Annotated in this window: 21 protein-coding genes; 6 read left to right on the top strand and 15 right to left on the bottom strand. The window is 60.4% G+C overall.

The window, feature by feature from the left end:
• Positions 1 to 16: 16 nt before the first annotated feature.
• Positions 17 to 1,072: an HAD family hydrolase gene (locus HU727_RS24320; RefSeq protein WP_186530706.1), complete on the top strand. Its 1,056-nt coding sequence runs from the start codon at positions 17 to 19 to the stop codon at positions 1,070 to 1,072.
• Positions 1,073 to 1,203: 131 nt separating this feature from the next.
• On the opposite strand, the gene ilvD is transcribed toward HU727_RS24320, so the two are convergent.
• From ilvD to HU727_RS24290, 6 genes are all read right to left on the bottom strand, one after another.
• A complete protein-coding gene (gene ilvD / locus HU727_RS24315) occupies positions 1,204 to 3,045 on the bottom strand; it encodes a dihydroxy-acid dehydratase (RefSeq protein ID WP_186530704.1) in 1,842 nt (613 codons plus the stop codon).
• 258 nt (positions 3,046 to 3,303) lie between these two features.
• On the bottom strand, positions 3,304 to 4,536 hold the full coding sequence (locus HU727_RS24310) for an MFS transporter (protein WP_186530702.1): 1,233 nt from the start codon (positions 4,534 to 4,536) through the stop codon (positions 3,304 to 3,306).
• Complete coding sequence (locus tag HU727_RS24305) at positions 4,529 to 5,506, bottom strand: diiron oxygenase (RefSeq protein WP_186531486.1); 978 nt, start codon at positions 5,504 to 5,506, stop codon at positions 4,529 to 4,531. The genes HU727_RS24310 and HU727_RS24305 overlap by 8 nt, the downstream gene beginning before the upstream one ends.
• Positions 5,503 to 6,576: a SagB family peptide dehydrogenase gene (locus tag HU727_RS24300; protein WP_186530700.1), complete on the bottom strand. Its 1,074-nt coding sequence runs from the start codon at positions 6,574 to 6,576 to the stop codon at positions 5,503 to 5,505. Before HU727_RS24300 ends, HU727_RS24305 begins: the two co-directional genes overlap by 4 nt.
• 452 nt (positions 6,577 to 7,028) lie before the next feature.
• The gene (locus HU727_RS24295) at positions 7,029 to 8,225 is read right to left on the bottom strand and encodes a class I SAM-dependent rRNA methyltransferase (RefSeq protein WP_186530698.1); all 1,197 of its coding nucleotides are present in this window, start codon (positions 8,223 to 8,225) and stop codon (positions 7,029 to 7,031) included.
• Positions 8,226 to 8,388: 163 nt separating this feature from the next.
• Positions 8,389 to 8,928, bottom strand: coding sequence for a type 1 glutamine amidotransferase domain-containing protein (locus tag HU727_RS24290; RefSeq protein ID WP_186530696.1), 540 nt, complete (start codon positions 8,926 to 8,928; stop codon positions 8,389 to 8,391).
• Between the two features lie 228 nt (positions 8,929 to 9,156).
• On the opposite strand from HU727_RS24290, the gene HU727_RS24285 reads away from it, so the two are divergent.
• The 3 genes from HU727_RS24285 to HU727_RS24275 are packed head-to-tail and all read left to right on the top strand — an operon-like array spanning position 9,157 to position 11,173.
• The gene (locus HU727_RS24285; protein ID WP_186531484.1) at positions 9,157 to 9,969 is read left to right on the top strand and encodes an HDOD domain-containing protein; all 813 of its coding nucleotides are present in this window, start codon (positions 9,157 to 9,159) and stop codon (positions 9,967 to 9,969) included.
• 12 nt (positions 9,970 to 9,981) lie between these two features.
• Entirely contained in the window at positions 9,982 to 10,794 is an 813-nt protein-coding gene (gene mutM, locus HU727_RS24280; protein WP_186530694.1) for a bifunctional DNA-formamidopyrimidine glycosylase/DNA-(apurinic or apyrimidinic site) lyase, read from the top strand.
• Positions 10,795 to 10,849: 55 nt separating this feature from the next.
• Positions 10,850 to 11,173 carry a multidrug transporter gene (locus HU727_RS24275; protein ID WP_186530692.1) on the top strand — a complete coding sequence of 108 codons (324 nt, stop codon included), beginning with the start codon at positions 10,850 to 10,852 and terminating at the stop codon, positions 11,171 to 11,173.
• A 121-nt stretch (positions 11,174 to 11,294) separates the two neighbouring features.
• Here HU727_RS24275 and HU727_RS24270 read toward each other — a convergent pair whose 3' ends face one another.
• From HU727_RS24270 to HU727_RS24250, 5 genes are all read right to left on the bottom strand, one after another.
• Positions 11,295 to 11,546: a YfhL family 4Fe-4S dicluster ferredoxin gene (locus HU727_RS24270; RefSeq protein WP_003195146.1), complete on the bottom strand. Its 252-nt coding sequence runs from the start codon at positions 11,544 to 11,546 to the stop codon at positions 11,295 to 11,297.
• Positions 11,547 to 11,689: 143 nt separating this feature from the next.
• A complete protein-coding gene (coaD, locus tag HU727_RS24265; RefSeq protein ID WP_042606545.1) occupies positions 11,690 to 12,169 on the bottom strand; it encodes a pantetheine-phosphate adenylyltransferase in 480 nt (159 codons plus the stop codon).
• A gap of 115 nt (positions 12,170 to 12,284) precedes the next feature.
• Entirely contained in the window at positions 12,285 to 13,880 is a 1,596-nt protein-coding gene (locus HU727_RS24260; RefSeq protein ID WP_186530690.1) for a GMC family oxidoreductase, read from the bottom strand.
• Between the two features lie 133 nt (positions 13,881 to 14,013).
• Entirely contained in the window at positions 14,014 to 14,559 is a 546-nt protein-coding gene (locus HU727_RS24255; protein ID WP_186530688.1) for a twin-arginine translocation pathway signal protein, read from the bottom strand.
• A 26-nt stretch (positions 14,560 to 14,585) separates the two neighbouring features.
• A complete protein-coding gene (locus HU727_RS24250) occupies positions 14,586 to 16,016 on the bottom strand; it encodes a coniferyl aldehyde dehydrogenase (protein WP_186530686.1) in 1,431 nt (476 codons plus the stop codon).
• A 147-nt stretch (positions 16,017 to 16,163) separates the two neighbouring features.
• On the opposite strand from HU727_RS24250, the gene HU727_RS24245 reads away from it, so the two are divergent.
• Positions 16,164 to 16,835, top strand: a complete 672-nt coding sequence (locus HU727_RS24245; RefSeq protein ID WP_186530684.1) for a TetR/AcrR family transcriptional regulator — start codon at positions 16,164 to 16,166, stop codon at positions 16,833 to 16,835.
• A 31-nt stretch (positions 16,836 to 16,866) separates the two neighbouring features.
• On the top strand, positions 16,867 to 17,721 hold the full coding sequence (locus HU727_RS24240; RefSeq protein WP_186530683.1) for a sulfurtransferase: 855 nt from the start codon (positions 16,867 to 16,869) through the stop codon (positions 17,719 to 17,721).
• 20 nt (positions 17,722 to 17,741) lie between these two features.
• Here HU727_RS24240 and HU727_RS24235 read toward each other — a convergent pair whose 3' ends face one another.
• The 4 genes from HU727_RS24235 to HU727_RS24220 all read right to left on the bottom strand — a co-directional run bounded on the left by HU727_RS24235 (position 17,742) and on the right by HU727_RS24220 (position 22,334).
• Positions 17,742 to 18,737 carry a hydrolase gene (locus tag HU727_RS24235; protein ID WP_186530681.1) on the bottom strand — a complete coding sequence of 332 codons (996 nt, stop codon included), beginning with the start codon at positions 18,735 to 18,737 and terminating at the stop codon, positions 17,742 to 17,744.
• 144 nt (positions 18,738 to 18,881) lie between these two features.
• Positions 18,882 to 19,496 carry a 16S rRNA (guanine(966)-N(2))-methyltransferase RsmD gene (gene rsmD / locus HU727_RS24230; RefSeq protein WP_186530679.1) on the bottom strand — a complete coding sequence of 205 codons (615 nt, stop codon included), beginning with the start codon at positions 19,494 to 19,496 and terminating at the stop codon, positions 18,882 to 18,884.
• Complete coding sequence (locus HU727_RS24225) at positions 19,496 to 20,986, bottom strand: M16 family metallopeptidase (RefSeq protein ID WP_186530677.1); 1,491 nt, start codon at positions 20,984 to 20,986, stop codon at positions 19,496 to 19,498. Before HU727_RS24225 ends, rsmD begins: the two co-directional genes overlap by 1 nt.
• Positions 20,979 to 22,334 carry a M16 family metallopeptidase gene (locus HU727_RS24220; protein ID WP_186530675.1) on the bottom strand — a complete coding sequence of 452 codons (1,356 nt, stop codon included), beginning with the start codon at positions 22,332 to 22,334 and terminating at the stop codon, positions 20,979 to 20,981. The genes HU727_RS24225 and HU727_RS24220 overlap by 8 nt, the downstream gene beginning before the upstream one ends.
• Positions 22,335 to 22,434: the final 100 nt, after the last annotated feature.

The following is a 22,434-nucleotide window of genomic DNA, read 5'->3' as shown; positions in this document are numbered from 1 at the left end:
TCGGGGAGTAGCGCTGATGAAGATTGCACGCACATTTCTGGCTGTTGCGCTGGCGGCGGGCCTCGCCGGGCAGGCCTTTGCCACTGACCTCAAGCACTGGCCGGCGGATCAGGCGAAGGCGCTCGACGCGATGATTGCGGCCAACGCCAACAAGGGTAACTACGCGGTGTTCGACATGGACAACACCAGTTACCGCTACGACCTCGAAGAGTCTTTGCTGCCGTTTATGGAAAACAAGGGCCTGATCACCCGCGACAAACTTGACCCTTCGCTGAAACTGATGCCGTTCAAGGACACCGCTGACCACAAGGAAAGCCTGTTCAGTTATTACTATCGCCTCTGCGAAGTCGACGACATGGTCTGCTATCCGTGGGTGGCCCAGGTGTTCGCAGGCTTCACCCTCAAAGAACTCAAAGGCTACGTCGACGAGCTGATGGCCTTGGGCAAACCGGTGCCTGTGACGTACTACGAAGGCGATGTGGTGAAGAAGCTCGACGTCAATCCGCCGAAAATCTTCACCGGTCAGCAGGAGTTGTACAACAAGCTGATGGAGAACGGCATCGAGGTCTACGTGATGACCGCCGCTTCCGAAGAGCTGGTGCGGATGGTCGCGGCGGATCCGAAGTACGGCTACAACGTCAAGTCGCAGAACGTCATCGGCGTCTCCTTGCTACTGAAGAATCGCGAAACCAGCGAACTGACCACTGCACGCAAACAGATCACCGCAGGGAAATATGACGAGAAAGCCAACCTTGGTCTTGAGCTGACGCCCTATCTCTGGACCCCGGCGACCTGGATGGCTGGCAAGCACGCGGCGATCCTGACGTACATCGATGAATGGAAGAAACCGGTGCTGGTGGGTGGCGATACCCCGACGAGCGACGGTTACATGCTGTTCCATGATGTCGATGTGGCCAAGGGCGGGATTCACTTGTGGATCAATCGCAAGGACAAGTACATGGCCCAGATCAACGGCATGATGGCCAAGCATGCGGCGGCGCAGGCCAAGGAAGGCTTGCCGGTGACGGCGGACAAGAACTGGGTGATCGTCAAACCGGAAGATATTCAATAACCCCCGATCCATGTAGGAGCTGCCGAAGGCTACGATCTTTTGATCAGGTTTTTGATCGTTCCCACGCGGGAGCGTGGGAACGATCATGCCCCCCGCACCTGGCGGGGCATTTTTTTCGGCACTCAGACGTCTTACAGGCCGTCAAGCATCGCCTTGTTACGCACCGCGCCTTTGTCGGCGCTGGTCGCCAGCAGGGCGTAGGCCTTGAGTGCCGTGGTCACTTTACGTGGGCGGATCTCGACCGGTTTCCAGCCTTTCCTGTCCTGCTCGACACGACGTGCAGCCAGTTCCTCGTCGCTGACCAACAGGTTGATCGAGCGGTTCGGAATGTCGATCAGCACCTTGTCGCCATCCTGCACCAGACCGATCGCGCCACCGGCCGCAGCCTCTGGCGAAGCGTGGCCGATCGACAGACCGGAAGTGCCGCCGGAGAAACGGCCGTCGGTCAGCAGCGCGCAGGCCTTGCCCAGGCCTTTGGATTTCAGGTAAGAGGTCGGGTAGAGCATTTCCTGCATGCCCGGGCCGCCTTTCGGGCCTTCGTAGCGAATGATGACGATGTCGCCTTCCTTCACTTCGTCGGCGAGGATGCCGCGCACCGCGCTGTCCTGGCTTTCAAAGATCTTCGCGTTGCCTTCGAAGACGTGGATTGACTCATCCACACCGGCGGTTTTCACCACGCAGCCATCCAGCGCGATGTTGCCGTACAGCACGGCCAGGCCACCTTCTTGCGAATAGGCGTGCTCGAAGCTGCGGATGCAGCCGTTTTCACGGTCGTCGTCCAGGGTTTCCCAACGGGTCGACTGACTGAAAGCAGTCTGGGTCGGAATGCCTGCCGGACCTGCCTTGAAGAAGTGGTGCACCGCTTCATCAGTGGTCTGGGTGATGTCCCACTTGGCGATGGCTTCTTCCATGCTGCGGCTGTGCACGGTCGGCAGATCGGTGTGCAACAGGCCGCCACGGGCCAGCGAGCCGAGGATGCTGAAGATGCCGCCGGCGCGGTGCACGTCTTCCATGTGGTACTTCTGGATGTTCGGTGCGACTTTGCACAGCTGTGGAACGCTGCGCGAGAGACGGTCGATGTCGCGCAGGTCGAAATCGATTTCAGCCTCTTGGGCGGCAGCGAGCAAGTGCAGGATGGTGTTGGTCGAACCGCCCATGGCGATGTCGAGCATCATTGCGTTTTCGAACGCCTTGAAGTTGGCGATGTTGCGTGGCAACACCGACTCGTCGTCCTCGCCGTAGTAGCGCTTGCACAGCTCGACGATGGTGCGGCCGGCCTGCAGGAACAGCTGCTCGCGGTCGCTGTGGGTGGCCAGCGTCGAACCATTGCCTGGCAAGGCCAGACCCAGTGCTTCGGTCAGGCAGTTCATCGAGTTGGCGGTGAACATGCCGGAGCACGAACCGCAGGTCGGGCAGGCGCTGCGCTCGTACTCGGCGACTTTCTCGTCGGATGCGCTGGCGTCGGCGGCGATCACCATGGCATCGACGAGGTCGAGACCGTGGGAAGCGAGTTTGGTCTTGCCGGCTTCCATCGGGCCGCCGGACACGAAGATCACCGGGATGTTCAGGCGCAAGGCAGCCATAAGCATGCCCGGGGTGATCTTGTCGCAGTTTGAAATGCACACGATGGCGTCGGCGCAGTGGGCGTTGACCATGTATTCGACGGAATCGGCGATGATCTCGCGGCTCGGCAGTGAATACAGCATGCCGTCGTGACCCATGGCGATGCCGTCATCCACGGCGATGGTGTTGAATTCTTTGGCCACGCCGCCGGCGCGTTCGATCTCGCGGGCGACCAGTTGACCCAGGTCCTTCAGGTGCACATGCCCCGGGACGAACTGGGTAAACGAGTTGGCGATGGCGATGATCGGCTTTTTGAAGTCGTCATCCTTCATCCCGGTGGCGCGCCACAGTGCACGGGCGCCGGCCATGTTGCGGCCGTGGGTGGATGTTTTCGAGCGATAGTCAGGCATTGGAGCACTCCGGGCGGCTAATCAGATACATAAGGGGAGTGAGCTTCTATTGACGCCGTAAACGCACGGAAAAATGGCCGCGTGTCCTGACGTTGCCGATGACGTTGCGGGATCGCCGCTGGTCTCAGCCTGAGCTCATAAACCCGCCGGGGATGAATGGCGATGAATGAGGCGATTCTACACCGCTGGCGTCTGGAGGGAATGGCGCAAAGCGTTGTTGCTGTGTCGCAGACGTGTGCGGGATGACGACTGGCAGCATCAGCCTTCCCCGGCCTGCGTTCTGAGACCGGCCTGCAGGCTTTTTACGCGTCGGCCGATCATGCAGTTCAGCACCAGGGCGACGCCGCTGAGAACGACGAAACAGTAACCCAGCGTCGCTTGCAGATGGGCCGGACTGAGACTGATCAAGGCGCTGATCAGTCCGCCACAGATAAAGATGATCGTACTGCCGGCTGAAGCCGAAGTGCCGGCGTGCTCGGCAAACAGGCCCATGGCGCGCGAGGTGGACGCTGGTCGCGAAAGGGTGGTGCCAGCCGTACAGATCAGCATCGGAATCAATACTGCTGCGGCGGACAGCTCATGGTTGGCGGCGAGGTACAGCATGACCAGCCCGGAGGTCAGGATCAGACTCAGCCCTGCGAAGATTTGTTGTCCCGCACTGATATGCCGGTTCAGCACGCTGGCGAGGATGCCCCCAGCGACATACGCCCCGCCATAGACCAGCAGAACCAAAGCAAAATCGTAGGGCGCCATTTGCAGCTGATCCATGAAGATCAGCGGCGAAATGACGATGAAGGAAAAGTGGCAGGCGAAAGCGAATGCAGAAATCAACCAATAGCCGACAAATTCGAAACTGCCCAATACGCGTCGGTAGGATTGGATGAAGCCCAGGCGCGCACCGTGCTGGACCGGCCGGCTGTTGTCGAGCAATCGCCATGCCTTCACCAGAACCACGGCGGTCAGCGCGATAAACACCCAGAAGCTACCACGCCATCCAAGGGTTGCCTGGAGAAACGTGCCCGCCAACGGCGATACCGAAATGAATATACCCGTAGCGGTGACCATCAGGATCCGCAGGCGATCTCGCTCATTGCCTTCAAACAGGTCCTGCACCAGTGCCTGAGATAGAACGAAACAACCGCATCCCAGTGCCTGCATCACCCGAAAAAACAGGAACAACGTGTAATCATTGCTCAGCACGCAGCCAAGCGCGCCGAGCAGCGACACGCCCATGCCGGCGAGCAGAAGGCCCTTGCGGCCGATGACGTCGGACAACGGGCCGATCAACAACTGGGCAAATGCAATGCCCACCGCGAACAGACTGATCGACAGCGCGATGTCGCTCGGTGATTGGCCAAAGTGCGACGCCAGCGCCGGAAACGAGGGCAGCAGCACATCGAGCGGGAACACGCCAAGCAGTATCATCGCCAGCAACAGGCTGACGGCACCGCGCTGTTGTTGGTGGGTGGCTACACGGCTGTGTTTATCCATCGATCAATCCTGCCTTGGCGAAAAGGATCCGGTTATGGGGGAGTGCAAAAAAACCCGCCTTGTGAAGCGCCTCCAGCGTTGGGATGGAACCAGCACGAGCGCGCGCACGATTGGCCTGCACCGTCGCAGCGCTGCCGACAATTTCCATCACGTCGATTTCGGCGATACCGGCTGAACGCAGGCTTTGTTGCAGCCAGCTTCCGTCGGTCTCGAAGAAAATCGAAATAATCTCTACCAGGGTTTTGCTGACAAACAGGCGCTGGCGACTGTTCATTGCGATCCAGAAGTAATGGAAGGCTTCTGCGAAATAACGGCTATGCCGTGCTTCGTCGGCGAGGTGGTCGCGCAGCATGTCGCTCACGCTGGACACCAGCGTTTCGCGACAGACCTCCAGCAACTCACGGGCAATGATAGTTTCCGAGACAAATCCGAGCAGAAACCAGGCCAGTGCTCGGTTCTTCTCTGGTGTACGCGCAATCAGGGTGTTCATGCGGGAGACCCGCCTAGGAATGACCGGGCGTCGGGTGATGTTGTAGACCGCGGCGATCTGCTCGGCAATCTGATTGGAGAACAGCGCGTGGTAACCCTCGTCGGTGTACAGCTGCAGCGCAGCATGTTTCATCGACAGTGGTATGTAGATGGGCAGTTCCCGGTGGACGATGACTTCCACGGCGCGGTTGACGATGCGGTGTTCAAGCAAGGTGGTGTAATCGAGGAAATACACCAGATGATTGGCGGTCAGCCGGTGCAGCGTTTCGCGACCCTTGGCCTGGATGGCGGGGTGTGCCAGATAGGGGAGAAAAGCCGGGGGGAACCAGTAGCGGGTCTGCAGTTGCTGCTCGATATCGCCTGGCAACCGGTAGTCATGAGTGCTACTGCGTACCGACGCGCGGCTTTCCCACTCGGGAAGGGTAAATTTGAGTGACCATGACACCGGGGCCTCGCTCTCCCCCATCCTTGTAGAAATCATGACGGCACCCCGTACAGCAGATCGCGCATCTCCTGGCACATGGCCTGCCCATCGCTTTTTCCGCAACCGACAAAAAACAATGGCTGCTCGGCGCTGCCTTCGAGACCCAGCAGGGTTTCCACCTGTCCGTCGGCAAACGCGCCGGTCAGCCAGGTGCCGAGTCCCAGCGTCGTCGCGACCAGCTGAAAGGTTTGCGAGAGATGGCCCGCTTCGATGAACGCCATACGGTAGGCACGCGAGTGTTCGTACTTCCACCAGAGTCGATCGAACCTTGCGGTGATGAAGAGTCCCAGCGGCAGGTTGTCGATAAAGTGCTGGCCCGCCAGCAATTGACCCAACGCCGATTCCGGCGGCGTATTGATCCGGATCAAAGCGTGCCTGGCGGAGTGATAGGCGTAGATGCCTGGTTCAAGCCCGACTACGTTCTGCGCGAGAAGAAAACCTTCACAGGCGTTCAGGCCGCCGCCCGACGGGCTGCTTCGCCGGGCATCGAAGCCAGGTGCGACGGAATCTCCAGGCGTTTTTTCGCGCGCGGGAAGATAGCCGAGTGTGAAGTACAGCAGCGTGCCTACCTCCTCCAGCGTCACCGCGGCACCGGTGTAGGAGCGGCAGGTTTTTCGGCTCAAAAGGGCCTGACTCAGCCTGTCATCATTCATCGCGCCGGGTGCAGGCAAGGTAATGAGCGACTCCACTGACTGCCGCTCTTTAGCCGTTGCGGGCTCTGGCTTCGCCAGCACTTCACTGCAATGCGCCAGATATTGCCTGGACCACTCGTGAATATTCTGTGGCGTATATTCGCAAGGAATATTTTGTGTGCCGAAGTGATAGATCTTCGACAGTTCATCCCAGCCCCAATCCGGGCTGTCTATTTTTGCAACGGTTAGAATGCCTGCTTCCAAGAATTGTGCGTCTATTATGTTGCGGGGATTAAATAGGTCTGGATTATCTATAAGTTGGGCGAGGCGAGTTGAGTGGTCAAGATCAAGCTCATGTTGAGTGTGGCTCTTGTAATTCCAGATAACTTGTCCGGGTGGGCGCGGCAATATAAATAAAAACGGATTTATATACATTATTAAGGTCACTCAGGGGAGGTCTCAAGGACGCCGGAGTGCCGGCACTCTCCGGCGTCCAGACTTACTTAGCGGGCGTTGGCTGCAACCAGGAAGGCCAGGTTGGCGATTTTATTTGTTTCCAGATAAATGGTTTTCATGATGTGAACTCCTTGTTCGTAGAAAGTTAAGTCGCTTCGTGGCGACAAGTTCAATGATAGTTTGTAATCGAATATTGGCAAGCGGATATTAAGTAGGAATATTCCAGTAATGTTGTCGGAGTGATCATGCGTAATTAATTAACTGTGTAGGTTAATTTTCCATAATTAATGGGCGCGAAGAAACGTCCTGCAAGAGAGTAGGAAGGTAATTGTAGGAAGAGGGTGAAACACTCATGGATGGGTGCGAAGGCGCGGGGAAGAGGGCCGCAAAACAAAACGGGGAGCCCGTGGGCTCCCCGTGTTCCGCCGCAATCAGCTATTAGGTAGCAGACGGCAAGTGATGCTCTTGATGTAACGGGTTTCGGCGATGGCGGGATGCACCGGATGATCCGGGCCCTGGCCGCCACGCTCAAGCATCTGGATATTGCGGTCCAGGTGGCGGGCGCTGGTCAGCAGGATGTTTTGCAGGTCGTCTTCCGGCAGGTGCATGGAGCACGAAGCGCTGACCAGAATACCGTCCTTGGTGAGCAGGCGCATGGCTTGCTCGTTCAGGCGACGGTACGCGCCTTCACCGTTTTTCATGTCTTTCTTGCGTTTGATGAAGGCGGGCGGATCGGCCACGATCACGTCGAAACGCTCTTCGCTGGCTTTCAGCTCCTTCAACGCTTCAAACACGTCGCCTTCAATGCAGGTCATCTTGTCGGCGAAGCCGTTCAGTGCGGCGTTGCGCTCGACACCGTCGAGAGCGAATGCCGAGGCATCGACGCAAAACACTTCGCTGGCGCCGAACGCAGCCGCCTGCACGCCCCAGCCACCGATGTAGCTATAAAGGTCGAGCACGCGTTTGCCTTTGGCGTAAGGCGCAAGACGCGCGCGGTTCATGCGGTGATCGTAGAACCAGCCGGTTTTCTGCCCCTGGATGACCGGTGCTTCAAACTTCACGCCGTTTTCTTCCAGCGCTACCCACTCCGGCACGAGACCGAATACGGTTTCGACGTAGCGGTTGAGGCCTTCGGCATCACGGGCGGCGGAGTCGTTCTTGAACAGAATGCCGCGTGGCTTGAGCACTTGGGTCAACGCGGCGATCACGTCATCTTTATGCGCTTCCATGGTCGCCGAGGCGATCTGCACCACGAGGATGTCGCCGAAACGGTCGACCACCAGGCCTGGCAGCAGATCGGAATCGCCATAGACCAGACGGTAGAACGGCTTGTCGAACAGGCGTTCGCGCAGCGACAGCGCCACATTCAGACGATGCACCAGCAGTGATTTGTCGAGCGCCAGTTTGATGTCGCGCGACAACAGGCGAGCGCAAATAAGATTGTTCGGGCTCATCGCGACGATGCCCAACGGTTTGCCGCCGGCGGCTTCGAGCACGGCCTGGTCGCCGGCCTTGAAGCCATGCAGAGGCGTGGCAGCCACATCGATTTCGTTGCTGTAGACCCACAAGTGGCCGTTGCGCAGGCGACGGTCGGCGTTGGCTTTGAGGCGCAGGCTAGGCAGTGACATGACGTCGCTCCGGAAAAAAGAGCGGGAGTATAGCGTGTTGAGGTTTGTGTCGGGCCGAGGATGCGATGAAACGCTGATGAAGCCTTCGCGAGCAGGCTCGCTCCCACATTTGGAATGCATTCCAGTGTGGGAGCGAGCCTGCTCGCGAAAGCGATTTCCGCTCTTACGCTGCCAGTGCGTCAATCAAGGCCTGACTGAACGCGGGCACGTCGTCGGGCTGGCGGCTGCTGATGAGGTTGCCGTCCTTGACCACTTCCTGGTCGACCCAGTTGGCGCCGGCATTCACCAGATCGTCCTTGACCGTTTTGTAACTGGTCATGGTTTTGCCGTTGACCAGTCCCGCCGAGATCAGCAACCAGCTGCCATGACAGATCACCGCAATGGGCTTGCCGGCCGAGGCGGCGGTCTTGACCAGATGCTGAGCGTCCTGATCAATGCGAATGGTGTCGGAATTCTGCACACCGCCCGGCAACAGCACGGCGTCGTATTGATCGACGCTCACGGCCTGGAAGGTGTTGGTGACCGGGAAGTCGTCCGCCGGCTTGTCATGATTCCAGCCTTTGACCATGCCCGTTTCTGCCGAAAGAATATCGACCTGCACGCCGGCTTGCTCCAGGGCATCCTTGGGGCCGGTCATTTCGACCTGTTCGAAACCATCGGTGACCAGAATAGCGACGCGTTTGTCGTTGAGGGAAGTTGCCATCGGTAAGCTCCTGAGTCAGTAGAGATTTTGCCTTCGCACCGGACTGCTACAGTCTTGTGCGCCCTACAGAGTCCGAAGCCTGCGCCTGGATGAAAGTTCCGGCGATGTGTCCATCGGTGTGTCGTCGCACCGTTTCAGCGGTTAGAATCGCCGCCTGTCCCAGAGTGTGTACTTATGTCCCAAGAGCTGACCACCGAACAGATTCAACAATCGCTGCAAGGCATCAGTGTGCCGGCTCAACCGCAGATCATGGTGGATCTGCAAATGGAGCAGTACATGCCCGACCCGGATCTGGAGGTGATCGCCAAGCTGATCTCCCAGGACCCTGGCTTGTCCGGTGCGTTGCTGAAAATCGTCAACTCGCCGTATTACGGCCTGAGCAACAAGATCACCTCGATCCAGCGCGCGGTGAACCTGTTGGGCAGCCGTTCGATCATCAACCTGATCAACGCGCAGTCGATCAAGGGCCAGATGAACGACGACACCATCGTCACTCTCAACCGTTTCTGGGACACCGCTCAGGATGTGGCGATGACCTGCCTGACCCTTGCCAAGCGCGTCGGCACCCAGGCCGGTGACGAAGCCTATGCGCTGGGCCTGTTTCACGACTGCGGCGTGCCGTTGATGCTGCAGCGTTTCCCCAATTACATGACTGTGCTGGAGGAGGCCTACGCCAAGGCCAGCGCCGACTGCCGTGTGGTGGACACCGAAAACCGCGAGTTCAACACCAACCATGCCGTGGTCGGTTATTACACCGCCAAATCGTGGCGCCTGCCGGAGCACGTCAGCGCCGCCATCGCCAACCACCACAATGCGCTGGCCATTTTCAGCGACGAATCGTCGAAGAACAGCCAAATGAAAAACCTGCTGGCGATCCTGAAAATGGCCGAGCACATCTGCGCGTCCTATCGGGTCTTGGGCAACCAGACCGAAGATTTCGAGTGGGCCGCGGTGGGCCCGTTGGTGCTCGATTACGTCGGTCTGTCGGACTACGACTTTGAAACGCTCAAGCAAACGATTCGCGACCTCGGCGCGCATTGATTCGAGGACGCCATGCCTGAACTGCCGGAAGTCGAAACCACCCGCCGGGGCATTGCTCCGCATCTTGAAGGCCAGCGCGTCAGCCGAGTGATCGTCCGGGACCGGCGCTTGCGCTGGCCGATCCCGGAAGACCTCGATGTGCGTCTGTCCGGGCAGCGCATCGTGCTGGTCGAGCGACGGGCCAAGTATCTGTTGATCAACGCCGAGGTCGGCACGCTGATCAGCCATTTGGGCATGTCCGGCAATCTGCGCCTGGTCGAGGCCGGGTTGCCGGCGTTGAAGCACGAGCACGTCGACATCGAGCTGGAATCGGGAATGGCGCTGCGCTACACCGATCCACGGCGTTTCGGTGCGATGCTGTGGAGCAATGACCCGCTCAATCATGAGCTGCTGATTCGCCTCGGGCCGGAGCCGCTGACCGATCTGTTCGATGGCGAGCGCTTGTTCCAGCTCTCGCGGGGGCGCTCAATGGCGGTCAAGCCATTCGTCATGGATAATGCAGTGGTGGTCGGGGTCGGCAATATTTACGCGACAGAGGCACTGTTCGCTGCCGGGATCGATCCGCGCCGCGCAGCCGGTGGTATTTCCCGGGCGCGCTATCTGAAGATGGCGATCGAAATCAAACGCATCCTCGCGGCCGCCATCGAGCGTGGCGGCACCACGTTGCGAGACTTCATTGGTGGTGACGGCCAGCCGGGGTATTTTCAGCAGGAGCTGTTTGTGTACGGTCGAGGCGGTCAGCACTGCAAGATTTGCGGTACCGGCCTGCGTGAAGTGAAGCTGGGCCAGCGCGCCAGCGTGTTTTGCCCGCGCTGCCAGACCTGAAAAATCCTGCGGGCTATAGTGAGAAGTCTCACTGTTCAGCCCGAAGGATCGTGCCATGAAAGTCCTGCAAGTCTTCTTCGTCACACTGCTGCTGTGCTTCAGTCTGGCCGTCCACGCCAGCGAAAACGGCAGCGGTGATCCGCGATACACCATTCAAAATCCCCCGGCATACGCCATGCTCGGCGACCTGCTGATTGCCCGACCCTTGCTGGTGGTGGCAACGGTCATCGGTGCGGGAGCGTTTGTGGTGTCCTTGCCGTTTACCGCGCTGGGCGGCGGCGTGGGCGATGCGGGGCAGGCGTTGGTGGTCGATCCGGCGAAAGCGGCGTTTGTGCGGTGTCTTGGGTGTACGGGGGAGGGGTTTGAGCAGCGGGAGTGAGCTGATCAAAGTTTTACCGTGTAGCTGATGACCCTTTAGCGAGCAGGCTCGCTCCCACATTGGCATGCATTTCAAATGTGGGAGCGAGCCTGCTCGCGAAGAGGGCCGGACACGGCCGAGATCAGGCCTTGCCGGTGATCTTGCGGTACTTCTCCATCAACTGCTCTTCAGTTTCCGGATGAGCTTCGTCCAGTGGAATGCAATCCACCGGGCAGACCTGCTGACACTGCGGTTCGTCGTAGTGGCCGACGCACTGGGTGCACAGGTTCGGGTCGATCACGTAGATCTCTTCGCCTTGGGAAATGGCGGCGTTCGGGCACTCGGGTTCGCAGACGTCGCAGTTGATGCAATCGTCGGTGATGATCAGGGACATGCTTACTCCAGCCGGGGCGGCAGGCCCGGGCGCTATAAATCAATGCGCGCAATTGTGCCGCATTGGCGCCCGCAGTGCACGCGGGGGCGATCAAGGGCACTGACAGCTGCGATCAAAAAGCAGGATCGCAGCCTCGGCAGTTCCTACTTTTTAAAGCGCAGGGTCAACGCGTCGGCCACGGCCGGGTGGACGAACTTGCTGATATCGCCGCCCAGCGCGGCAATTTCCCGCACCAGCGTCGACGAAATGAACGAATAACGCTCGGACGGGGTGAGGAACAGGCTCTCCACATCCGGCGCGAGCTGGCGGTTCATGTTTGCCAGTTGAAATTCGTATTCGAAATCCGACACCGCGCGCAGGCCGCGCAGGAACACGTTGGCGTTCTGCTCTTTGGCGAAGTGCGCAAGCAGCGTCGAAAAACCGACCACTTCCACGTTCGGCAGATGTCTGGTGACCTCGCGAGCCAGTTCGACCCGTTGTTCCAGCGGGAACAGCGGGTTCTTTTTCGGGCTGGCGGCGACCGCAATGATCACGTGATCGAACAGGCGCGAGGCGCGTTCGACCAGATCGCCATGGCCCTTGGTAATAGGGTCGAAGGTACCTGGGTACAACACTCGGTTCATCGCGTCGTCCTGGCGGGAGTCCGTTGGGGAGTCGGATGGTATCGCAGCCTTCCCGGTCGGCCAAGTCGGCTGTTGGGTAAGAAAGCACTATAGACGATAGGAATGTTCTGCTTTTTCATGGGTTTTTCAGTCGATCAGCGAGGGATGTCGCCAGTTGCGCGGTCAGGCCATACACCGACAGTTGCGGGTTGGCGCCAATGCTGGTGGGGAACAGCGAGCCATCATGAATCGACAGGTTGCTTAGCTGATGATGGCGGCCGAGGCTGTCGGCGACCGCGCTTTTCGGGTCTTCGCCCATCGCGCAGCCGCCCATGACGTGGGCACTGCCCAGCCGCGTGCGGTACAGCTCCAGGCTCAGGCCATCGATCTGAGCGCGCGCTTCGGCCAGTGTTTTCACATATCGGCCGTCGGCATGCATCGGCATCACCGATTTCGCGCCGCCGGCAAACTGGATTTCGGCCATGACGTGAAAGGCGCGACGCAACCCGTCCCAGGCGTATGGCGAGACCTGATAGTCGAGAACTGGCGAACCGTCACCGCGCAATTCGACCGAGCCACCCTTGCTGTCAGGGTGGAATCCGTCGCGTAGCAGCGCCAGCATCGCGTGGGTGTGCGGCAAATCGGCCAGGTGTTGCGCGTTTTCCTGGCCGAAACCGCCCAGCAGCGTGGCGGCCAGTGCCGGGTGCAGCGGTGGCACCTCCAGTTTGAATGCCATCGGCCCGGTGGTGCCGTCCTTCCACTGGAAATGATCGGAATAAATCGACTGGGGCGCCCCGTAGAATGGGTTGACCACGTCGGTGAAGCGCGCCGCAGACATGTTCACCGGGTGAAGAAAGGTGCGCTTGCCCAAGCACTCATGGGGATCCGGCGCATCGGAGCGCAGCAACAGCGCCGGGCTGTTGATGCCGCCGCCGGCCAACACGTAATGCCGCGCCTTGACCTTGATAGTGCGCCCGGTCGGTTCGACGCAGCGTTCGTCCATCGCCACGCAGTGCAGGCCGGAGACCTGGTCGCCATGGATCAGCAGTTTTTCCACCCGTGCCAGATACAGCAGCTCGCCGCCCTTTTCCAGTGTTGCCGGAATGGTCGTGACCATCATCGATTGCTTGGCGTTGCTCGGGCAGCCCATGCCGCAATAGCCGAGGTTCCAGCAGCCACGCACATTGCGCGGGATCACGTGCCAGCTGTAGCCGAGCTGTTCGCAACCTTTGCGGATCACGTCGTTATTGGCGTTGGGCGGAGCCATCCACGGGGCGACGCCCAGGCGCTGTTCCATTTTTTCGAACCAGGGGGCCATCTCCGCCGGGCTGTGGCCTTTGACATTGTGTTCGGTGGCCCAGTGTTCAAGGGTTGGCTCAGGCGTGCGAAAGCTCGACGTCCAGTTGATCAGCGTCGTACCGCCAACCGCGCGACCCTGCAGAATGGTGATCGCGCCGTCCTTGCTCATGCGGCCGATGCCTTCCTGGTAGAGGCTGCTGTAGGCCTCGTCTTCGAGTAGCTTGAAGTCTGAACTGGTCTTCAGCGGGCCTTCTTCGATCAGCAGGACTTTGTAACCGGCCGCGCTGAGGATTTCCGCCGTGGTGCCGCCACCGGCGCCGCTGCCGATGATCGCCACGTCGGCTTCAAGGGTGAGGTCGTCGGTCAGTTGCGCGCCGTTGTAGGTTTTCCAGCCTCGGGCGAGGCCTTCGCGGAAGGGGTCGGGTACGGGCATCGATCAGGTTCTCTTTATTATTTTTGGACGCTGGGGTGTTGCGGCTGGCCTCTTCGCGAGCAGGCTCGCTCCCACATTCGAAATGCATTTCCCTGTGAGGAGCGAGCCTGCTCGGAAAGGCCGTGCCTCGGTCTCAGATCTTTGGTGGCCCGGGATAACCGCAATGGGCCCAGGATTCGGCGCGGGTGTACCAGGCCATCATCACCATCTGCTGCAATGAGCTATGTCCCATGCGCAGCAGGTTCAACGAACTGTTCTCCCAGCGCTCGAGAAATTGGTGCATGGCTTCAGGGCTGGCATTTTCCCAACTGCCCCAGATTCCGGTCAGTGGCCCGCGCGTTACGGTCATGCTCAACACATCGAATAATTGACGGGTGAGCTTGAGCATTTCCGGGGACAGGTGATCGAAGCTGTAGTCCAGCGACTTGAGCGTGCCGTCAACCGCTGCGGGCATGTTTGCGCCGGCCACCGCACCGTCGAGCATCACCGGAATCAGGGCGCGCAGGAACAGCAAATCACCGTCGCGCAAGGTGACGAAGCCGTTGGCCGTGGCGCTCGACGAGCATCCAGCGAGGCTGGCGCCCAGACCGGCGGTGGCGAGAAAAGCGGTGGCGCCGAGGCTGAACTTCAGCAGGCCACGGCGCGACAGTGCGGGTGTTTCGGTCAGGCTTGGGTGCATTGTTTTTATTACCCGGTCGACAGCGTTTAGCGGATGAACAGTTTCTGGATCAGTTTCTGAATCGACGTGCCGTACGGCGGGTAAATCAGTCGGGCCGCGTTGAAGCGCTGTTTGATCAATACGCCCTTGGCTTTGCTGAAGGTCAGAAAACCCTCGTGCCCGTGATAATGGCCCATGCCCGAGGGGCCGATGCCACCGAACGGCATATCGTCCTGGGCGACATGCAACAAGGTGTCGTTCAAGCACACACCGCCGGAGTGGGTTTCGTGCAGCACGCGATTCTGTTCGCGTCTATCGTAGCCAAAGTAGTAAAGGGCCAGAGGACGTGGCCGCTGATTGATGTAGGCAAATGCCTCCTCCAGATCGCGATACGGCACGATCGGCAACAGCGGGCCGAAGATTTCGTCCTGCATGACCGTCATCTCATCGCTGACATTCAACAGCACACTGTGCGGCATACGCCGGCCCTGGCCTTGCTCGAACAGCGGGATCAGCAGCGCGCCCTTGCTGGTCGCGTCGCTGACGTAGCCGTTGAGCCGCGCCAACTGGCGATCATTGATGATTGCCGTGTAGTCCGCGTTATCGGTGAGCGTCGGGTAAAACCCCTGCACGGCCTGGCGATAGGCTTCGACGAAGGCGCCCACGCGGTCTTCCGGCACCAGCACATAGTCGGGGGCGACGCAGGTCTGCCCGGCGTTAAGGGTTTTGCCGAAAGCGATGCGTTCGGCGGCGTCCTTGAGCGGCACGTCTCTGGAGACGATGGCCGGCGATTTGCCGCCCAGCTCCAGCGTGACCGGCGTCAGATTCTGCGCAGCAGCGCGCATCACATGCTTGCCGACGCTGGTGGAACCGGTGAACAGCAGGTGATCAAAGGGCAGTTGCGAGAACGCCACGCCGACATCCGCCTCGCCAAGCACGACGCAAACCAGGTCTTCGGGAAAGATCCGTGCGAGCAGTGCCTTGAGCAGCAACCCGGTGGCCGGCGTCGACTCGCTGAGCTTTAGCATGACCCGATTGCCCGCCGCCAGGGCACCGACCATTGGGCCCACAGCCAGATACAGCGGGTAGTTCCACGGCACGATTACGCCAACCACGCCCAACGGCTGATAAATCACCTTTGCCGAGGCCGGCTGGAAAGCCATGCCGACCTTGCGCCGTGAGGGTTTCATCCAGCCTTTCAGGTGACGGCTGGCGTAGTGGATGCCGTGCAGGCTCGGCATCAGTTCGGCGAGCAGGGTTTCGTCGGCGCTGCGGTGGCTGAAATCAGCGCTGATCGCCTCGATCAATGCCTGACGTTCATTGCTGAGCAAATCGCGCAGCGCCTTGAGCCATTGCTGACGCTGCGCGGCAGGCGGCATCGGGTTGGCGGCATACGCAGCCCGTTGCGCCTGGAACTGCCGATCAAGCGTTTCGAGAGGTTGTTGCAGTGTTTGCAGGTAGGCGATATCGGCAGTCATCAGGGGCTCCGGATTTTATTGTAATGGGCACTTTTTAGAGTCTAAGCTCTAGAAAGTCAAACGACTTCCGTGCACAGCAGTGTTTTATCCATTTCCGGTTAGGTCGTAAGATGCTCCGTCTACGCACTCTGAATTAAAGCTCAAGCCATGGCCCCACGAATAAAAACCAGCGAGCGCATCGTTCAGAACAGCCTGGAGCTGTTCAATCAGCAGGGCGAGCGCAGCATCAGCACCAACCACATCGCCGCGCACATGGAGATTTCTCCGGGCAACCTGTACTACCACTTCCCCAACAAGCAGGCGATCATCGCTGTGTTGTTCGGTGAGTACGAGGCGTTGGTGGACAGCTTCCTGCGCCCGCCTCAGGGCCGTCCGGCGACCGTCGAGGACAAGCGTTTCTATTTGAAAGAACTGCTCTCGGCCATGTGGCGCTACCGTTTTCTGCACCGTGACCTTGAGCATCTGCTCGACAGCGATGCGGAACTGGCCGCGCGCTATCGGCGCTTTTCCCAGCGTTGCGTGATCCAGGGCGCCGCAATCTACGAAGGCTTTGTTGCCGCCGGCATCCTGAAAATGGACCGCGTGCAGATTGAGTCGCTGACCCTCAACGCCTGGATCATCCTGACCTCGTGGGTACGTTTTCTGTGCACCACGCGGGAGAATTCCAACCACCTCAGCGAGCAGGCCGTGAAACGCGGCGTGTACCAGGTGCTGGTGCTGGAAGCGGGGTTTGTCACTGATCAGGCTCGCGAAGAAGTCAACGCGCTGTTCGACGAGTTCTACGTCCCACTGGCCCAGGCCCTCGAAGATGTGAAATAAACCGTTTCGCCGAATTCCACAGGAGCCCGTTATGTCGATTGCGCAGTTGATCAGCCCACAAGCCCTGGACGCTCGCAAAGAGCAGCCGGGGCTGGTGATCCTCGATTGTCGTTTTGCCCTCGAAGATCCGGATTACGGCCAGCGCAGCTACGCCGAAGGGCACATCGCCGGGGCGAGTTTTGCCGATCTGGAGCGTGATCTGAGCGGTAAAGTCGAGAAGGGCGTGACCGGGCGTCATCCGTTGCCCGAGCCGGCGGCGCTGATCGAGCGCCTGCAAGCCTGGGGCATCAGCAATGACAGCGACGTGGTTCTGTATGACGACGGCCCGGGTGCTTACGCGGCGCGAGCGTGGTGGTTGCTCGCGTGGCTGGGCAAGCGCGACGGCGTGTTCATACTCGATGGCGGACTCAAGGCCTGGCACGCGGCCGGCTTGCCGCTGAGCCTGGATCCGCCGAGCGTGGCGCCGGGCAACTTCAGCGGCCAGCCGGACATGAGCCTGCTGCTCAGCGCCGAACAATTGCAGCAACGCCTTGGCCAGCCCACGCTGACCTTGATCGACGCGCGAGCCTTGCCGCGTTTCAAGGGCGAGGTGGAACCGATCGATCCGGTGGCCGGGCACATCCCCGGTGCACAGTGTGCTGCGTTCACCGACAACCTTGGCAGTGACGGACGTTTTCTACCGGCGGAGCAGCTCAAACAGCGTTTTGCCGCGAAACTGGGCGACCGCTCGCCGTCAGAGCTGGTGGCTTATTGCGGCTCCGGGGTGACGGCGTGTCACAACCTGTTCGCACTGTGTCTGGCAGGTTATCCGCTCGGTGCGCTGTACGCCGGCTCGTGGAGCGAGTGGATCAACGAACCTTCGCGCGGCATCGCCACGGGCGAATAAGCACAGCGCTGATTCGGGGCTCACAGACTGGCTGCGGCCAGCCACTGCGGAATTCGCCGCTCCAGGTAATACCCGGGCAGGCGAACCGAGCCGTCAACGAAACCGACGTGACCGCCCCGCGCCTGCAATTCGAATTGCGTGCAGGCCGACAGCTCATCGGCTTGCGGCAGGCTGTGGGGAAACACGAAAGGATCGTCAGCTGCCTGAATGATCAGTGTCGGCGTGCGAATCTCGCCGAGGAAATAGCGGCTCGAGGCCCGGCGATAATAATCCTCGGCGTTATCGAAGCCATGCAGCGGCGCCGTTACCCGGCCGTCGAAGTCCCAGAACGTGCGCATGTTCTCCAGTGAGCCGAGCGCCGCCAGTTTCGCCAGGCCGTCCTCACGTCCGTCATGTTGAAACTGGCGTTGCTTGTTCTTGATGTAGGCGACCATCTCGCGCATGAAGTGCGCCTGATAGACCTTGGAAAACCCTTGGCCAATACGGTCGGCGCATTGGTCGAGCCGGAACGGCACCGACACCGCCACCGCGCCGAGCAGGCCACTGTTGCTGCCCGTTTCGCCCAGGTGTTTAAGCAGCACATTGCCGCCCAGGGAATACCCGACCGCGTACAGCGGCGCCAGCGGGCGTTTGGCGCGCAGGTGTTTGATGGCTTCAGCGAGGTCTTCGCTGGCGCCGGAGTGATAGCTGCGCGGCAACAGGTTCGGCTCGCCGGAGCAGCCGCGCCAGTTCAGCGCGACGCTGGCCCAGCCCTGATCGGCCAAGGCCTTTTGAATGCCCGCAACGTACGGCGAATTGGACGAACCGGTCAGGCCATGCAGCACCAGCACCAGTGGCGCTTCTGCGCTGTGTGGGCCGTGCCAGTCGAGATCGAGGAAGTCGCCGTCTTCGAGCCACAGGCGTTCACGTTCACGTTCGATGTGCACGGTTTTGCGCCACAGCGGCCCCCACAAGGTTTGCAAGTGTGGATTGCCGAGGCCGAAAGCGGGGGTGAAACGTTCTGACGAAGGGGGCACGATAGTTCTCGATGCGGCGATGAACACGCACACGGTTGTGGCGAGGGAGCTTGCTCCCGCTGGACTGCGCAGCAGTCCCCTGCTTTTGAATAGAAAAAGAGGGGCCGCTTCGCGACCCGGCGGGAGCAAGCTCCCTCGCCACAGTTAGCCGGCGAGCTCTGCCGAGCGCTGCCACAGCGCGTAAAACACTCGGCCGGATTTCTGTTCCCGATGCAGGCGCCAGTTACCCGGCAGGCCCAGGGTCGAAGGCGCTGTTTCGCTTTCAGTGTAGATCCACGAATCAAGCGCCAGCCACTGGCGCTCTTCCAGCAGAGCGCAAACCGCTGGCAACAGGTTCTGGTTGAACGGCGGATCGAGAAACACCAGGTCGAACGGCGTCGCGGTCTGGGTTTCCAGATAGCGCAGCGCGTCAGCGGTCTGTACCTGGCCGTTGCTGCAGCGCAGGGTGCCGAGATGTTCTTTCAGGCTCGACACGGCGATGTTGCTGGCATCCAGCGCCTGAGCCATGGCCGCGCCACGGGACAACGCTTCCAGAAACAGCGCGCCGCTGCCGGCGAACGGGTCCAGCACTTTCGCCCCTTCGACGTACGGCGCAAGCCAGTTGAACAGGGTTTCACGCACGCGATCCGGGGTCGGGCGCAGGCCGGGTGCGTCAGGGAAGCTCAGCTTGCGGCTGCGCCATTGACCGCCAATGATGCGCAGCTGATTGACGCCGTTGTGCACGTTTTGCACAGTTTTCTTGGGTGCTCGAGTCGCCATTAATGCTCCGGAACCCCGAGCGGTTGCTCGGCAGGTTTATCAGATGGGGCCGGTAACGGCTTTTGCGGCACGGTCGGGCCAGCGGTGACGATGACCATTCTCTCCGTGCTCAAGTGTTTGTTCAGGGCGTCGCGGACTTGCGCAACCGTCAGGCTCTGGGATTGACGCATGAAATCGTCCAGATAGCTCAGCGGCAGATTATAGAAGCCCATCGCGCCGAGTTGGCCAACGATGTCGGCGTTGCTTGCCGTGGACAGCGGGAAACTGCCGGCCAGTTCGCGCTTGGCATCGTCGAGTTCTTTCTGCGTCGGGCCGTTTTTCAGATAGTCGGCGAGCACGTCCTGGACCAGTTTGAGGGTGCCCTCGCTCATCTCCGCGCGGGTCTGCAGATTGATCATGAACGGGCCACGGGCCTGCATCGGGCTGAACGCCGAGTACACACCGTAAGTCAGGCCACGCTTCTCGCGCACTTCGCTCATCAGACGCGTGCCGAAACCGCCGCCACCGAGGATCTGGTTGCCCATCGACAGCGCGGCGTAATCCGGGTCATCACGATCGATGCCCAGTTGCGCGAGCATCAGGTTGGTCTGTTTGGAGGGAAACTCGATGTGGTTGACGCTGGCTTTGGGTTCCTGCGGCGCAGCGACCTTCGCCAGTGCCTGGCCTTTCGGCAGGGCGGAGGAGACCTGATTGGCGATGGCCTCGGCTTCGGCGCGGGACAAATCGCCGACCAGCGCAATCACCGCGTTGCCCGCCGCGTAGGCCTTGGCATGGAATTCACGCAATTGCGCGACGGTGATCTTCGGCACGCTTTGCGAATTGCCGTCGCTCGAATGCGCATAGGGGTGATCGCCGTACAAACGCTTCATCAGCTCAAGGCTGGCAAGCTTGCCGGGGTTCTGTTTCTGGTATTCGAAACCCGCGAGCATCTGGTTCTTGATGCGTGCGAAGGAATCGGCGGAGAAGGTCGGTTTGCCGACCACTTCGGCGAACAGCTTCAGCGCCGGTTCACGTTGTTCCGGGGCACTCAGGCTGCGCAGCGAGGCCAGCGCCATGTCCTTGAATGCACCGTTGCCGAAGTCGGCACCCAGGCCTTCGAAACCCTGCGCGATGGCACCGACGTCTTTGCCGGCGATCCCTTCGTTGAGCATGGCATTGGTCAGCACGGCGAGGCCGGGGGCGTTGCCGTCCTGGCTGCTGCCGGCGGAGAAAATCAGGCGCATGTCGAACATCGGCAGCTCATGGGCTTCGACGAACAGCACTTTGGCGCCTTCGGCGGTGTTCCAGGTCTGCACATCGAGCTTGCGGCTGGCCGGGGCTTTGCCGTCGAGTTCGGCCAGCGATTGCAGCTTCTGGCTGGACTTGGCGTTATCCAGTGCTTCGCTGGCGTGGCTGTCAGCGTCTGGCGACAGATAAACCGCAGCGGAGCCGATCGCCACGGCAGCGACAAGGCCGAGCAGCATCAGGCGTGGGGTTTTGCGCTCACTCATGAGTCGTCTCCAAAGGCAGGACGTGGGCGACGCTGAGACGTTCGCGGGTGAAATATTTTTTCGCGGCATTTTGAATGTCTTGCGGGGTGACGCTTTCGAGATCGGCCAGTTCTGTGTCCATCAGCTTCCACGACAGACCGACCGTCTCCAGTTGACCGATCGCGGTGGCCTGGCTGGTGATTGAGTCACGTTCGTAGACCAGGCCGGCGATAACCTGCGCGCGTACGCGCTCCAGTTCTTCGGCGGACGGCGTGGTGGTTTTCAACTGCTCGAGCAATTTCCACAAGCCGGCTTCCGCCTGGGCGATGGTCTTTTTCTTTTGTGTGTTCGGCGTTGCCGACAAGGTGAACAGGCTGTCGCCACGGGTGTAGGCGTCATAATCCGACGAGCCGCCGGAGACCAGTTCTTCGCCGCGTTCCAGCTGCGTCGGGATGCGACCGCTATAGCCTCCGTCAAGCAGGGCCGAGATCAGGCGCAGGGCATTCACCGAACGTTTGTCTTCGGCCGTGGCGATGCTCGGCACGTTGAAGCCGAGCATCAGGCTTGGCAACTGGGTCTGCACGCGCAGGGTGATCTGGCGTTCGCCGGGCTCGGCCAGTTCCAGCGGCTTTTTCGCCGGTGGCACATCGCGTTTGGCGACCGGCCCGAAATAGCGCTGGGCGAGGGTCTTCACTTCGTCCGGGGTAACGTCGCCGACCACGACCAGCGTGGCGTTGTTCGGCGCGTACCAGGACTGATACCAGTGGCGCAGTTCCTCGACCTTCATGCGTTCCAGGTCGGCCATCCAGCCAATGGTCGGGGTGTGGTAACCGCTGGCCGGATAGGCCATGGCCTTGTAGCGTTCGTAGGCCTTGGACATCGGTTTGTCATCGGTGCGCAAACGCCGCTCTTCCTTGATGACTTCGATTTCCTTGGCGAACTCGTCGGCCGGCAGGCGCAGGTTGGCCATGCGATCCGCTTCCAGTTCGAAAGCCACGCCGAGACGATCACGGGCCAGCACCTGGTAATACGCGGTGAAGTCGTCGCTGGTGAAAGCGTTCTCTTCGGCGCCGAGATCGCGCAGGATCAGCGAGGCTTCGCCGGGACCGACCTTTTCGCTGCCCTTGAACATCATGTGTTCGAGCGCGTGGGAAAGGCCGGTCTGCCCCGGGGTTTCATAGCTGGAGCCGACCTTGTACCAGATCTGCGAGACAACGACCGGCGCGCGATGGTCTTCGCGCACGACTACCTTAAGGCCGTTGTCGAGGGTGAATTCATGGGTCGGTTGCGGGTCGGCCGCCAGGGCCGAAAGGGGCAGGCAGACTGCGCTGAGCAGCAGGCCTGCAGCGCGGCGGGCTAGAGCATTCATTCGTTTTTCAACCTGTTGGGCTGCCTGCTTGGTCTTAGCGTCAGCGGGCGAGAGGGTGCTAGGATACTGTTCCGTTTTACCGGCGACCACGCCTATCAGG

Origin of the sequence: Pseudomonas khorasanensis (assembly GCF_014268505.2) — a bacterium.
Classification (GTDB): Bacteria; Pseudomonadota; Gammaproteobacteria; order Pseudomonadales; family Pseudomonadaceae; genus Aquipseudomonas; species Aquipseudomonas khorasanensis.
Note: the sequence above shows the minus strand (reverse complement) of the source record. Positions and strands in the feature narration are given on the sequence as shown.

Coding starts and splice junctions, on each gene's coding strand:
- HU727_RS24270 (WP_003195146.1), bottom strand. CDS start 11,546: ATGTCCCTGATCATCACCGACGATTGCATCAACTGCGACGTCTGCGAA.
- HU727_RS24290 (WP_186530696.1), bottom strand. CDS start 8,928: ATGGCAACTTCCCTCAACGACAAACGCGTCGCTATTCTGGTCACCGAT.
- HU727_RS24260 (WP_186530690.1), bottom strand. CDS start 13,880: ATGCCCGTACCCGACCCCTTCCGCGAAGGCCTCGCCCGAGGCTGGAAA.
- HU727_RS24250 (WP_186530686.1), bottom strand. CDS start 16,016: ATGACTGCCGATATCGCCTACCTGCAAACACTGCAACAACCTCTCGAA.
- HU727_RS24300 (WP_186530700.1), bottom strand. CDS start 6,576: ATGTATATAAATCCGTTTTTATTTATATTGCCGCGCCCACCCGGACAA.
- ilvD (WP_186530704.1), bottom strand. CDS start 3,045: ATGCCTGACTATCGCTCGAAAACATCCACCCACGGCCGCAACATGGCC.
- HU727_RS24295 (WP_186530698.1), bottom strand. CDS start 8,225: ATGTCACTGCCTAGCCTGCGCCTCAAAGCCAACGCCGACCGTCGCCTG.
- mutM (WP_186530694.1), top strand. CDS start 9,982: ATGCCTGAACTGCCGGAAGTCGAAACCACCCGCCGGGGCATTGCTCCG.
- HU727_RS24320 (WP_186530706.1), top strand. CDS start 17: ATGAAGATTGCACGCACATTTCTGGCTGTTGCGCTGGCGGCGGGCCTC.
- HU727_RS24220 (WP_186530675.1), bottom strand. CDS start 22,334: ATGAATGCTCTAGCCCGCCGCGCTGCAGGCCTGCTGCTCAGCGCAGTC.
- HU727_RS24310 (WP_186530702.1), bottom strand. CDS start 4,536: ATGGATAAACACAGCCGTGTAGCCACCCACCAACAACAGCGCGGTGCC.
- HU727_RS24245 (WP_186530684.1), top strand. CDS start 16,164: ATGGCCCCACGAATAAAAACCAGCGAGCGCATCGTTCAGAACAGCCTG.
- HU727_RS24240 (WP_186530683.1), top strand. CDS start 16,867: ATGTCGATTGCGCAGTTGATCAGCCCACAAGCCCTGGACGCTCGCAAA.
- HU727_RS24305 (WP_186531486.1), bottom strand. CDS start 5,506: ATGATTTCTACAAGGATGGGGGAGAGCGAGGCCCCGGTGTCATGGTCA.
- rsmD (WP_186530679.1), bottom strand. CDS start 19,496: ATGGCGACTCGAGCACCCAAGAAAACTGTGCAAAACGTGCACAACGGC.
- HU727_RS24225 (WP_186530677.1), bottom strand. CDS start 20,986: ATGAGTGAGCGCAAAACCCCACGCCTGATGCTGCTCGGCCTTGTCGCT.
- HU727_RS24255 (WP_186530688.1), bottom strand. CDS start 14,559: ATGCACCCAAGCCTGACCGAAACACCCGCACTGTCGCGCCGTGGCCTG.
- HU727_RS24275 (WP_186530692.1), top strand. CDS start 10,850: ATGAAAGTCCTGCAAGTCTTCTTCGTCACACTGCTGCTGTGCTTCAGT.
- coaD (WP_042606545.1), bottom strand. CDS start 12,169: ATGAACCGAGTGTTGTACCCAGGTACCTTCGACCCTATTACCAAGGGC.